Annotated in this window: 11 protein-coding genes; 6 read left to right on the forward strand and 5 right to left on the reverse strand. The window is 31.7% G+C overall.

The genetic code is table 11. The features are described 5' to 3' along the window. Positions 1-16: 16 nt before the first annotated feature. Positions 17-430: a response regulator gene (locus V9L04_RS13665; protein ID WP_338790371.1), complete on the forward strand. Its 414-nt coding sequence runs from the start codon at positions 17-19 to the stop codon at positions 428-430. Positions 431-510: 80 nt separating this feature from the next. On the opposite strand, the gene V9L04_RS13670 is transcribed toward V9L04_RS13665, so the two are convergent. Continuing rightward, positions 511-909: a hypothetical protein gene (locus tag V9L04_RS13670; RefSeq protein ID WP_338790372.1), complete on the reverse strand. Its 399-nt coding sequence runs from the start codon at positions 907-909 to the stop codon at positions 511-513. Between the two features lie 161 nt (positions 910-1070). Between V9L04_RS13670 and dnaG the strand changes: the two genes are divergently transcribed. Beyond that, positions 1071-3173 carry a DNA primase gene (gene dnaG / locus V9L04_RS13675; RefSeq protein WP_338790373.1) on the forward strand — a complete coding sequence of 701 codons (2103 nt, stop codon included), beginning with the start codon at positions 1071-1073 and terminating at the stop codon, positions 3171-3173. A gap of 267 nt (positions 3174-3440) precedes the next feature. Next, the gene (locus tag V9L04_RS13680) at positions 3441-3818 is read left to right on the forward strand and encodes a response regulator (protein ID WP_338790374.1); all 378 of its coding nucleotides are present in this window, start codon (positions 3441-3443) and stop codon (positions 3816-3818) included. A gap of 230 nt (positions 3819-4048) precedes the next feature. Here V9L04_RS13680 and V9L04_RS13685 read toward each other — a convergent pair whose 3' ends face one another. After that, positions 4049-4777: an outer membrane beta-barrel protein gene (locus V9L04_RS13685; protein ID WP_338790375.1), complete on the reverse strand. Its 729-nt coding sequence runs from the start codon at positions 4775-4777 to the stop codon at positions 4049-4051. Continuing rightward, positions 4714-5430, reverse strand: a complete 717-nt coding sequence (locus tag V9L04_RS13690; RefSeq protein ID WP_338790376.1) for an SAM-dependent methyltransferase — start codon at positions 5428-5430, stop codon at positions 4714-4716. The genes V9L04_RS13685 and V9L04_RS13690 overlap by 64 nt, the downstream gene beginning before the upstream one ends. A 197-nt stretch (positions 5431-5627) precedes the next feature. On the opposite strand from V9L04_RS13690, the gene V9L04_RS13695 reads away from it, so the two are divergent. After that, positions 5628-6836, forward strand: a complete 1209-nt coding sequence (locus V9L04_RS13695) for a Na/Pi symporter (RefSeq protein WP_338790377.1) — start codon at positions 5628-5630, stop codon at positions 6834-6836. A gap of 67 nt (positions 6837-6903) precedes the next feature. Further along, the gene (locus tag V9L04_RS13700; protein ID WP_338790378.1) at positions 6904-8004 is read left to right on the forward strand and encodes a hypothetical protein; all 1101 of its coding nucleotides are present in this window, start codon (positions 6904-6906) and stop codon (positions 8002-8004) included. 248 nt (positions 8005-8252) lie between these two features. Here V9L04_RS13700 and V9L04_RS13705 read toward each other — a convergent pair whose 3' ends face one another. Beyond that, a complete protein-coding gene (locus V9L04_RS13705) occupies positions 8253-9602 on the reverse strand; it encodes a D-alanyl-D-alanine carboxypeptidase (RefSeq protein ID WP_338790379.1) in 1350 nt (449 codons plus the stop codon). Between the two features lie 440 nt (positions 9603-10042). Here V9L04_RS13705 and V9L04_RS13710 point away from each other — a divergent pair, with 440 nt between their 5' ends. Then, positions 10043-12346: a M1 family metallopeptidase gene (locus V9L04_RS13710; RefSeq protein WP_338790380.1), complete on the forward strand. Its 2304-nt coding sequence runs from the start codon at positions 10043-10045 to the stop codon at positions 12344-12346. A gap of 374 nt (positions 12347-12720) precedes the next feature. Here V9L04_RS13710 and V9L04_RS13715 read toward each other — a convergent pair whose 3' ends face one another. Continuing rightward, positions 12721-13935, reverse strand: a complete 1215-nt coding sequence (locus tag V9L04_RS13715) for a saccharopine dehydrogenase family protein (RefSeq protein ID WP_338790381.1) — start codon at positions 13933-13935, stop codon at positions 12721-12723. Positions 13936-13977 lie beyond the last annotated feature (42 nt).

Raw genomic sequence — 13977 nt, forward strand, 5'->3', positions numbered from 1 at the left:
TCAAAATTTTTATCTTATGGCGAAAGCAAAAAAAACAAAAGCAATTTTATGTGTAGATGATGACCATATTATTCTAGGAAGTCTCAAAATTCAATTAATGCAAGAGTTTAATGATGATTTTATCATTGAAACAGCAGAGAGTGGAGATGAAGCATTAGAAATTCTAGATTTTCTCACAGAAAGAAACATCAATACATTAGTTGTAATTACCGACTGGCTGATGCCTGAAATGAAAGGAGATGAACTGTTGGTTGAAATAAACAAACAGTTTCCAAATGTAGCTAAAATCATGCTTTCTGGTCAAGCTGAGGATGAAGCTATTCAAAATGCTTTTAAAGAAGGAAATATGCACTTTTTCTTATCCAAACCTTGGGATAAAAAAGAACTTATTGATAAGATTTATCAATCTGTTGAAGTGATTAGTAAATAATTTTTTTTCTTTTATAGAAGAAAAGACAGTTTGATAAAACAATTTTATAAAGTTGGTTTATCAAACTTTTTATATTGTTATTAATTTTGATTCTGTATCCATTCAAAAGCTTCTTCTTTTGAATTGAAAATCATAGGAAATAAGCCTTCATTTTCCTGTAATTTTTTTTGTATAGCTTGAGCAGATAATTTTCCAAAAATAGAAGTTGGGAAAATAGCAATAGGATTAGTAATACCCATAGGAATGATTTTCTGTATAAATTCTGAAATAATCCATTCTTGGTCTTCTTGTGCTATTACTCCAGCATCAGTCAGATCACTAATGAAGATATTTGCTTTCTTTGCTTGTATGGCTTCATTTACCTTTTCCATATTTTGCCTAAAAAGTTTACTTGGAGTAAAGCCTTTTGATTTGTAATATATACAGTTGTATTGCTCATAATATTCTAAAAGAAAATAGTTGTCTTCTAAAAGTACCATAAAGAGATTATAGATTAAAATAATAGTTGAAAAAATACAATTTCTAACCTAGCTAATCTGTAAAATGTTTTGTTAATTTTAGTTAGTTAATAACTATTTCTGCACTTCACAGCAATTTTAGATTTTTAGTTATACTAATTACTTTTTCGTAATTTTGTAGTATGTCTATTCCCTCTCACATCATCGACCAAATAAGAGAAAATGCCCACATTGAAGAAGTAGTGGGTGATTTTGTTACGCTCAAAAAACAAGGTTCTAGTTTTAAAGCATGTTGTCCTTTTCACCAAGAAAAAACACCTTCGTTTGTTGTTACACCAAGTAAAGGTATTTTTAAATGTTTTGGCTGTGGAAAAGGTGGTGATAGTATTACCTTTGTGATGGAGCATGAAAACCTGAGTTATCCTGAGGCTTTAAAGTTTCTTGCAGGAAAATATAGTATCGAAATTCCTGAAGAAAGCGAACGTAGTGACGAAGCCAAACAAGAACAACAACACCGAGAAAGTCTTTTAATTGTTCTTGCTTTTGCACAAAAATTCTATACTGAAAATCTTAAAAATACTGACGAAGGCAAATCTGTTGGAGGAAGTTATTTCAAAGAACGTGGATTTATCCAAAAAACACAAGAAAAATTTGAGTTAGGATATGCTTTTGATCAATGGGATTCTATCCTAAAAGCTGCTACTGAAAAAGGATATAGTAGCCAGTTTTTAGAAGATACAGGACTAGTAATAAAGAAAGAGGATAGACATTATGACCGTTTTCGTGGGCGTGTAATGTTTCCAATTCATAATGTTTCGGGTAGAACAATCGGTTTTGGAGCAAGAGCCTTAAAAAAAGACCAACAACCCAAGTATCTGAATAGTCCAGAAACAGAAATTTATCAAAAAAGCCATGTTCTTTATGGAATTTTTCAAGCAAAAAATTCTATTCGTAGAGAAGAAAATTGTTATTTGGTAGAAGGTTATACTGATGTAATTGGATTGCATCAAGCAGGAATTGAGAATGTAGTGGCAAGTTCGGGAACATCACTTACAGATGGACAGATAAACCTTCTAAAACGTTTTACAGACCGTGTAACACTGCTTTTTGATGGAGATAAAGCTGGTTTAAAGGCTGCTATTCGTGGAATTGATATTATTTTAGAACAAGGATTAGATGTTCAAGCTGTCGTTTTGCCAGAAGGACACGACCCTGATACATTTGTTACAGAACAAGGAGGAGAAAAAACTAAAAATTATTTGGAATCCAAAGCGCAGAATTTTTTGCGTTTTAAATATCAAGTTTTAGTACCTGATAAGGATGACCCAATGGCAAGGGCGAGTGCATTAAAAGAGCTTTGCCAAACGATTGCTGTAGTTCCTGATGTTTTCAAGCGTTCGTTATTGACAAAAGAATTGGCACATTGGATGGAAATAAGTGAGCAAGACGTAATCTTGGAAACCAATAAATTCATTCATAAAAGAGCAGCGCAAAAACTAAAGGAACAAGAAAGAGATAAAAACAGACAACACAGAGAAAGACATCAGAATAGAACTAGTCAGACCAATACCCAAAATAATTCTTCTGATGAGTTTGGCTATTTTCCACCTTCTGAATATGGACAAGCAGAGCACGAACAAGGTTTTCAAAATGAATCAAATTATTATGAAGAGTTTGGAGGACAAGCCATTGATTTATCCGAATTAGAAGCTGCATTAAATCCTCAACAAAAAAAAGAACAGCAAAATACAGCTTTTTTTCGTCAGTATGAAGACGAAATCACACGCCTGATGATTCGTTATGGACATCAAACTATTGCAGGAGGAGAGTATATTTGTGACTATATTTTGGAAGAGATAAGTGAAATTCCATCACTAAATCCTTCTTATGCACAGCTTCGTATTATTTATGAAAATGCACGAATTAATGACATCAAAATTTCGTATCAAGAATTATTAACCGATTTTATTCAGAATGATGAAAAATTAATACAAATTGTTACAGGATTTTTGACTGATTCTTCTCAGATTAGTCCAAATTGGGAAAAACGCATGCAACTTGTTATTCCAAATGAAGAAAAACAACTAGCTACTATTATCCCTCAAACTATTTTACATCTGAAAAGAGTTTTTCTAAAAGGAATTTTGAATGAAAACTTACGAAAAATAAAAAAAGCAAATAATCAAAGTCAGGAAGAAATAGAAAAATTACTACTTATTTATCAAGAACTTAAAACACAAGAAATACAAATTTCGAATGAATTAGGTATTGTAATTCATAAATAAGCAAATTTTCAAAAAAAACACTTTATTATGCTCATTTAATGAGAATAATAGAATAAAAAATTTTGCATTTTGCTAAAAGTAGTGTAGATTTGAGAACAAACAAATCAATTATTGATTTTGAGTTAAAAAAAAACATAAAAAAATACAATTATATAAAAAATGAGAAAATAATTAGTAGCCAGTTAGTATGGTATTTGAATGCCTATAATTAATTATTATTATTTTCTAATTTTCATTTACCATTTTTATCATTCGAATATATTTATTATGGGTTCTAAAAAAATACTTATTGCAGAAGACAGTTCTGTAATTCAAAACATTACTCGCAAAGTATTGCAATTTCAAAATTATGAAATTGAAACAGCAAAAGACGGTTTACAAGTGTTGGAAGCAATGGCAATGGGAGATTTTGATGCGATATTAATGGACATCAATATGCCAAAAATGGACGGAATGGAATGTGCTAAAAAAATTCGTGCTATGAGTGACCCTAAAAAAGCTAAAATTCCAATTATTGCAATTACTGGAAATGCTCGTAATTATACTGCAAAAGATTTTAGTGCAGTAGGAATCAATGATTATATGCAAAAACCTGTAAATTTCGATGATTTGGTTGAAAAACTTTCTTCTTATTTAGAAAAATAAGCTAGAAAATAAATTAAAAGAAATTCTATTCCAAAATCCAATTTTATTTCGGTAAAATTAAAAACCTTTATTATTCTATTTTTGTAGAACGATGAAGGTTTTTGCGCTTATGAATAATCTTATTACAGTGTAACATAAGTTTATTTGAGTTTTACTATCGTTGTTGGCAACACCGAAAATGGCAGAATTATAAATTGAACATGGTTTAACCCTGTTTTATCTTAGTAGTATTATTTCATCTTTACAGGAAAACTATATGCCAAACGAAGTGAAAAAACAGAATTTCTGACAGGAAATCCAAATCTATCTAAAAAGACACTATTTCTTCCCCAGTAATGTCGGAATTCTGTAGAAAACCAACGCCAACTCCCAGTTTCATATCTAAAACCAAAACCAACTAGCCAGCCTACATCAAAGTCATGTGTTGCCCAACGCAAATCATAACTAGGATTTTTGTCATACTGAGCTTTCCAAAGATATGCTCCTGAAAGTGCTGCCGAAACTTGATAATTCCAGTAATTTCCTTCGAAAATATAAGAAAATGAATATTGATTTTCTATATAATGAAGCCTCAAAGAAGTTGTATTTGCTCGTACTTCCCCTACATCTCCTCCTATTTGGCTGTATAAAAGTTGAGGACGAATACGCCAATTATCTTTCAATTGTATTTCTAAAAACCCTCCTGCACCGTATGCCAACCGACGAAAATTTTCGATATTGCGTATTCTTGAATAATTTCCCTGTGTAAGAAAACCTGCTGAAATTAATTGGGCTTGAGCAGAGTTTGAAACTAGAGAGAATAACAAAGAAAAAATAATCAAAAACGTACTTCTCCACAGAAAAAAAATGGGTTTGGATTCTTCTGTTTCTCTCTTAAATCTGTGGTTCAAATCATTCAGACAGCATACAAAACAAAAATTGTCGGTATTTTGTGTAAATCGGGTATTTCTTTTTTCCATTCTGCAACCGTTTTTGTTTTGATAAATTGATTTTCAGAAGTAATATTTGAAGCAACACAAATTTTTGTTTTCGGATTCAAGACCTTCAAAATATCTGTCAGTAAAGAATTATTTCTATAAGGCGTTTCCATAAAAATCTGTGAACGCTTTAGTTTCTGACTTTCAGACTCTAAACTCTTAATTTCATTTTTGCGTTTGGTTGCATCAATAGAAAGATAACCATGGAAAGCAAAATTTTGTCCATTAAAGCCTGAAGCCATTAGTGCAAGCAAAATTGATGATGCGCCCACAAGAGGAACAACTTCAATATTATTTTTATGTGCATACTCAACAGCCAATGCACCTGGGTCTGCAATTCCAGGGCAACCTGCTTCTGACATAATTCCTACTTTTGTAGGTTCGTTATTTTTATCATTCTTAGGGATTTGTTTGAAGTAATTTTCTAATTCAGTTTTTGTTGTTTTTTTATCTAACTGAAAAAAGATTAAATCATCTATTACAACTCCTAATTTGAGCGCAGAAATAAAACGTCTTGCTGTTCGTAAATTTTCTACTAAAAAATATTTTGTTTGCCCAATAATCATTGGTATTTCTTGTGAAAGACTTTCTTTATTTCCTTCTTCTAACCAAATTGGAATTAAATATATTTTCATTTTATATGCTAATTGCTATTGAAAAATAATAAAATAACACAAAGATAAACTAAACTTAACAAATCGTTCACTTACTAAATATCAAGAGTGGCTAAATGAAACACTAACTTTGCAGTCAATTAGAGAATACCTATTTATACATTTAATTAGGGTAATCAAAAAGTAAATTCAATAAAACGAACAATACTCAATTCATCTTGAACCTACCTCTGCAAAATCCTCTTCCTGTAAGAAACGAAAATAAAACAAATCTTTCAAAGATACTACTTCGCATTTTATATGCAGTATTGATTGTTTGTTTGTTTTTGGTTTCGATTGATATGTTGATGAGTGCTTTTCGTTTGTTTGGAAAAGAGGTAGCAAATACTATTTTTTCAGTTTCGGCGCATCCTTTTGTTGGAATTTTTATAGGACTCCTAATCACTGCCATTCTGCAAAGTAGTTCTACTGTTACAGCAATGGTGGTAGCAGCCGTAGCAGCAGGCGCACTGACTATCGAAACAGCTACTCCTATCATTATGGGAGCAAATGTAGGAACAACTATTACGAGTGCTATTGTTGCTTTGGGACATATTTCAAAAAAGAAAGAACTCAGAAAAGCGTTTGCAGCAGCTAGTTTACATGATTTTTTTAATGTCTTGACTGCTCTGATTCTTTTTCCATTAGAATATTATACTCATTTTTTATCTGATTTGGCTAAGTATGTAACTGAACTACTTCCTTTTTCAGCTAATTCTGGAAATTTTATTCCTCCTATCATTTCTATTCCTTCCAATTTTGTGGTTAGTCAATTACACGATTATCCAATCTTAATTTTGATTTTTGCTATTCTGTGTTTGTTTTTGGCTATTCGATTATTTATTAATCTTTTAAAAGAACAAATGATAGGAAAACAAAGACAACAAATGCACGAACTTTTTTTTGGAAGCACTTGGAAATCTTTTGTATGGGGATTTATCACTACAGCAGCTATTCAGTCTAGTTCTGTAACAACTTCATTGGTTGTTCCTCTGGTAGCTACTCGTAAAGTAAATATTCAAAAAGCATTTCCTTTTATTGTAGGAGCAAACATCGGAACAACACTCACAACACTTTTAGCAGCCCTTTTTAAGTCAGAAGCAGCCGTTACGATTGCGTTAGTTCATATTTTATTTAATCTTATTGGTGCTATTATTTTTTTAGTGATTCCTTTTATGCGTAGAATTCCAATTTTTCTTTCACAACGTCTAGGAATGGCTGCTATGAATAATCGAAGTAGTGCTTTGGCTTATTTGTTAGTTGTGTTTTTTGTTCTTCCTTTTGGCATGATTTATAGTTCTTTCCAACAGAATGACTTAGATTTGCAGAAAGTAAGCACAACAGAGACAAAACAAGACTCTTCCTTGATTCAAGAAAAAAAAAAGTGAGCTTAAGAGAACAAATTTTGATAAATTAATATACTATACTAGTCTATAAAAATAACTAAGTACAAAAATGGATTTTCATATCATATTTATGATTTTGGGTTTTAGTTTTGCAGCCTATTCGGTGGTGGGTAATGATGTAATTCAAACATTAGGAACATTTATAAGCTCCAATGGAAAAACGCCTTGGTATCTGCTGTGGGCTTATACAGGATTTATTTTGATAAGTGTGCTTTTTTATGGTTGGTACTCTGGACAGGGAGTAGCCTATGGAAGACTTAATAAAATTCCTTTTCCTGAAGTATTGCAATGGTGGCATGTCTTGCCTCCTTTAGTTTTACTAATTATTACTCGTTTTGGTATTCCTGTCAGTACGACTTTTTTAGTGCTGAGTGTTTTTGCGACTAAAAATATTGGAAGCATGGTTACCAAATCTGCTTTGGGTTACTTAGTTGCTTTTGGAGCAGCTATTTTTGTTTACTTCTTGATAAGTCGTTTTTTTGAAGAGAATTTTATTAGAAAGGAAATAAAGAAGAATGAAAAGAGAATCTGGACTGTTTTACAATGGATTTCGACTGGGTTTTTGTGGTCGCAATGGTTGATTCAAGATTTAGCCAATATTTATGTTTATCTCCCTCGTGGAAATGACCTTTCTACTACTGCTTTTGTCTTGTCAATGCTTATGTTATTGGCTCTATTGGGTTATATTTTTTATAGTCGTGGTGGCAAAATTCAGAAAATTGTGACAACCAAAACTAATACTACCGATATTCGTTCGGCTACTATTATTGACCTTATTTATGGAATTGTTTTGTTTGTTTTCAAAGAAATGAGCGATATTCCAATGAGTACAACATGGGTTTTTGTTGGTCTTTTGGCTGGACGTGAACTAATGCTCAATCTTCGTATAAATATGCAAGCTGCTTTTGAAGCTCGCCTAAAACAAGAAAAGAAAAAAGCTAGAAAGAAAGGCTTCAAAGAGAGTTCTGAAGGTATATTAGATACAGGTGTTTTTACTGATGATAATCAAGATATTTTGAACCATCCTCTTTATCCACGTTATTCAGATACACTAGCAATTTTGAGAATGATAGGTTCTGATTTATTGAAAGTATTTGCAGGTTTACTTGTCAGTTTGATTTTGGTTTGGCTCATCAGTTTTGTTAGATAGATAAACTGATAAGCTATATTTCCATAAATTAGAATTCAGAACTTCTAATTTATGGAAAATCCTTTTTTGATGTTTTAAAGTTACTTTAGCAAAAAACACTTTAGGTTTAATGAACATTATCACGGTTAATTTATTAATGTTCATTTTTCCATAGCGACAGGTTTGCAAATCTGTCGCTATGGAAAAATAAGAGTGTTTTGATTTCCCCTAACTAATTTATTATTAGACCTTTAGATAAGTGATGACGTTTAATACAACTTATGGATAGTTGTCAAAATTTCTTCCATTTTATTTCCTATAGTTCTTGAAGATTCTCTATGATGATTATTTTGAAATGAAAAACAGAATTTGCGACCACTTTTAGTAATCAAAAAGCCACTCAAACAATGGTTATTACTTATTGTACCTGTTTTTCCATATAAAAATGGTTTTGCATTTCTTGAAAATTCGTATCTACGTCTTAATGTTCCTGCTTCTCCTCCAATAGCAAGTGTTTCAAATAATTTTTCTTCTCCCATATCCTTACGAATAGATTTAAGCATTTCTACAAAATTACGAGGTGTAAAAAGGTTATAACGAGAAAGACCAGAACCATCAACCCAACGAGGACGATTATAAAATTTATTAAAATAATTTTCATCCAAATATTCAATCACTTTTTGTGTAGAAAGTGTTCCAAAAAGCTCTGCCGAACACATAAGAAGAGTCTGTTCTGCCAAAAAATTGTCGCTTTGTTGCATCATTCGTTTATACATTTCATCACTTTTTGCTGTATAAAATGTAGATGTATTTTCAGGCATTGGATAATCCAAATGGGTAATCTCTAAACCTAATTTATCTTTTAGAAGCAGTGTCATAAGTTCTGGTGTAGCATGAAAAGGGATAGATTTTCCATTCTTATAATACAAATCTCCAATATTATATTCAAAAGAATTGATACCCAAATCTCTTTCTACCCTAAAATTGTTAGTGTTTATATCACTATTTTCTTTTATCAAATTCTTAAAAATAGATGGATAGACTTCAATTTCACATGAAGGGTCAGCCTCAAAATAGACTGCATTTCCATACATAGGCAAAACCGATTTTTCTACGCCATACGTCGTTCGATAATCTTCCCATGCCCAACCATCGCCAAAAGGTTCATCTTTATAGTTAGTAGTAGAAAAGTAGAGTTTTTTTGTTTTAGATTTTAATAATAGAAAATCAATTACAGCAGAATTTCCAAAAATGGGATGCAAAAAAGTAGGATCGCCTGTTCCCCAAAATATAAGAGAATCTCCTTTTTCAAAATAACTTAACGAAGGCAAACGTTCGCTCAAAATTTTGGTTGCTGCAAAAAGAGAAGCTATTTTTACGTTAGATGCTGGTGTAAAATACTTATCAGCATTATATTCAAAAATGTATTTCGAACTATCTAAGTCATATAAAACAAAACCATGAAAACTGTCTTTAAAACAATCTTCACCAAATACTTCGATTAAATTACCTATATAATCAGTGTTTTTCTTTTGAGCAGTAGCTGAAAAATTAATAAAACAACAACTAGCAACTAAAAAAAAGAGTAATTTTCTTGAAAAAATAAACGTAATTGTCATAAATAATTTTTAAAAAGTGTAGATAAAATTTGGTTGTAGTAGTAATCTTGAAATAAAAAAAGAGAGTAAAATGTATCCTTATCTAATTCCAAACGCAGAATCAAAAAGTATTGTTCAAACGTTGTTCCTACTTTATTAGTTTAACAAAGTTTTAAAACTAGGAACTAGGTTTTTTATATTAAAAAATAAGTTCTTATAGCATAATCTCACTTTTCCTCTTAACAATAAAGTGATATTTATTCAAAAAAACGAATTGACAACTCAAGCAAATTAAAATATTATAACATATCAAAATACCTTTAATTACTATAAAATAGTTATGAATTACTTAAATTTGAAAAAATCTCTTTTCTATATATCTTTTTTAGCATTTATAGACTTAATCAAACTATTTCATTTACCAATTTTTCTCAATGAATATTAAATACAATTATTCAAATATGCTACTTTTTATAGTAGGCATGTTTATTTGTTTTGCTTCTCAAAATGCCTTTGCACAGCGAGATAAAAATATAAATCGTTCTTATTTCAAACAACTTGATCAAGAACTTCCTACACCAAATGTTTATCGTGCAGGTTCTGGCGCACCAGGGCATGAGTATTGGCAACAAAAAGTAGATTACAAAATTCAACTTACTTTAGACGACGAAAAACAGCGCATTACAGGTCAAGAAACAATTACGTATCATAACAATTCGCCAAACGAACTTTCTTATTTTTGGGTACAGTTAGACCAAAACATGAGAGCAAAAGATTCTGATACCTACAAAACTTCTACAGGAACGCTAAACGAAAAGACAACTTTACAAGGAATCGCTTACGTAACAGGAAATTCTGATTTTGAAGGTGGTTTCAATATTGAAGGCGTGATGACAACAGATGGTACAAAACTCCCTTTCACTATCAATAGAACAATGATGAGAGTTGATTTGCCAACGCCATTGAAGGCAAATGAGAAATATTCTTTTCAAATAAAATGGAATTATAATATTCAAGATCAATTAAAATATGGTGGCAGAAGTGGATATGAGTATTTTGAAGGTGATAAAAACTATTTGTATGAGATTGCTCAATTTTTCCCAAGAATGGCTGTTTATGACGATGTAAATGGTTGGTTACACAAACAATTTTTAGGACGTGGAGAGTTTGCGCTAGAGTTTGGAGATTATGAAGTAGAAATGACTGTTCCTGCTGACCACATTTTGGGAGCAACAGGCGTTTTACAGAATCCTGATGAAGTTTTGACACCTGCACAAAAAGAACGTTGGGCAAAAGCTCAAACTTCTGATATTCCTGTCGTAATTGTTACACAAGATGAAGCAACCAAAGCAGAAAAAAACAAAGCAAAAGAAACAAAGACTTGGAAATTCAAAGCTGAAAATGTACGTGATTTTGCCTTTGCAAGCTCTAGAAAATTTATTTGGGATGCTATGGCAGTAAAAATGCCAAATGGTAAGACAGTTATGGCAATGTCATATTATCCAAAAGAAGGAAATCCACTTTGGGGACAATATTCAACAGAAGTAGTAGCCCACACATTAGAAGTGTATTCAAAACATACAATTGATTATCCTTATCCTGTTGCTATTTCGGTTCATGGACCTGTTTGGGGAATGGAATATCCAATGATTTGTTTTAATGGTGGAAGACCAGAAACAGATGGAACATATTCTGAACGTATCAAATATTCAATGATTTCGGTAATTATTCATGAAGTAGGACATAACTTTTTCCCTATGATTATCAATTCTGATGAGCGTCATTGGACTTGGATGGATGAAGGATTAAATACATTTATGCAATTTATTACGGAAGAAGAATGGCAACGTGATTACCCTTCAAGACGTGGAAATGCAAAAGATATTGTAGATTATATGAAAGGGGAAAAAGCTGGCATTATGCCAATCATGACAGATTCGGAAGAGATTTTACAGTTTGGAAACAACGCTTATGGAAAACCAGCAACAGCTCTTAATATTTTGAGAGAAACGGTTATGGGAAGAGAGCTTTTTGATTATGCTTTTAAAGAATATGCACAACGTTGGGCGTTTAAACATCCAAAACCTGCTGATTTTTTCCGTACTATGGAAGATGCTTCTGGAACTGATTTAGATTGGTTTTGGTGGGGTTGGTTCTATACGACTGATAATGTAGATATTTCTATTGAAAATGTAATGTTCTTTGAGCCAAATTCTGCAAATGCTGAAATAGCAAAAGCAACTAAGAAAGAACAAGAAAGCATTACATCACAACGCAACAAAACAGCTCTAAAAACAACTCGTTTGGAGCGTCGTCCACAGCTTAAAGATTTCTACAATTCTTATAATGGGGGAGTAACAGAAGCTGAAGCAAAGAAAAACTATGAAAGTTATATGAGTAGCTTAACAGATGAAGAGCGTACTTTTATCAAAGACAACCCTTATTTTTATCAAATAGATTTTAAAAATATAGGTGGACTTGTAATGCCTGTAATTATTGAATTTACTTATGCTGATGGAAGCAAAGAAATGCAAAAAATTCCTGCTGAAGTTTGGAGAAAAGATAATGCTATGTTTAGCAAAGTCTTTATGACTAAGAAAAAAGTAGTTTCTTTCCGTTTAGATCCAAATTTGGAAACAGCTGATACAGATGTTTATAATAATTCATATCCTCGTCAGGAAGTTCCTACTCGTTTTGAACTTTATAGAAGAGATAACAATTATTCTTCTCCAAATCCGATGCAAATGCAAAAGAAGAAAAAATAATAGTATCTGATAAATTAAATTTTTAGAAATAAAAAAACTCATTCTATATTTTTTATAGAATGAGTTTTTTTAAGCATCTAAATTTAATATTAATACAGAATGTAAACAGGGTTAAAATCCTGTTTAATTGATAATTATGTTATTGTTGGTGTCCCCACTGACAATATTAAAAACACAAACAAATTTTTGTTACACGGTATTAATACAGTTAATAAGTTACCTTATATTGTGCATTCAGTTCCTCAGAACTGAATGTTTCGCTTCCTCAGAAGCGTGATTTATTTGCTTGAATCACGCTTCTAAGGAAGCGTTTCGTCCAACTCTGAGGAGTTGAACACACAAAATAAACATTAAATTACTTTTGTTACATGGTATTAATCATTAAACTCTACAAAGTCACTTGATTTCTCATGCCATTGTAAGCCATATTTGTTCAAATCTTCCATAAATGGATCTGGATTAAACTCTTCTACATTCCAAACACCAGCTTTCATCCATTTTCCTTCCAACATCATTTTTGCACCTATCATTGCAGGTACACCAGTTGTATAAGAAACAGCTTGCGCTCCCACTTCTTTATATGTTTTGGCATGGTCACAGTTATTATAAATGAAGAAATAAGCAGGCTTTCCGTCTTTAGTTCCTCTGATATGACATCCAATAGAAGTTTGTCCTTCATAATTTTCTCCCAAAGAAGAAGGCTCTGGCAAAACTGCTTTCAAAAACTGAAGAGGAACAATTTTTTGTCCTTGATATTCTACTTCATCAATTCTTGTCATGCCTACATTTTCCAAAACTCTCAAATGAGTAATATATTCATCTGAAAAAGTCATCCAAAATCTAGCTCTTTTTAAAGAAGGGAAGTTTTTAGTAAGTGATTCTAATTCTTCGTGATATAATAAAAATGATTTTTTTGGTCCTACCTCTGGATAATTAATCATTCTATTGATTTCTAACGGCTCAGTTTCTGTCCAGTCACCATTTTCCCAATATTTTCCTCGTTGAGTAATTTCACGAATATTAATTTCAGGATTAAAATTGGTTGCAAATGCTTTTCCATGACTTCCTGCATTACAATCTACAATATCCAAATATTCCATTCCATCTTTATCAAAATGATACTTTGCTGCGTGTGCTGTAAAAACGCCAGTTACCCCTGGGTCAAAGCCACAGCCTAAAAGAGCCATAATTCCAGCTTCTTCAAAGCGTTTTTTGTATGCCCATTGCCAACTATATTCAAATTTTGCTTCATCTATTGGTTCATAGTTAGCAGTATCTAAATAATGTGTTTTTGTTTCCAAACAAGCATCCATAATTGGTAAGTCTTGATAAGGAAGAGCTACATTAATAACTAATTTTGGTTCAAATTTTTTGATAAGTGTAACCAGTTCTTCAACATTATCGGCATTTACTTTTGCTGTCTGAATATCTCTTCCTGTTAGTTCTTTTACTTCTTTTGCAGCAGCCTCTACTTTTGGAAGCGTACGACTTGCAAGCATAATTTCTGAAAAAACATCAGGTAACATTGCACATTTTTTGACAACAACATTACCAACTCCACCAGCACCAATAATCAATACTTTACTCATAATAATTTCTTTTTTTAGATGTGAATTTGTGTTTTGAATTTC

It is taken from the genome of Bernardetia sp. MNP-M8 (genome assembly GCF_037126285.1).
GTDB lineage: Bacteria > Bacteroidota > Bacteroidia > Cytophagales > Bernardetiaceae > Bernardetia.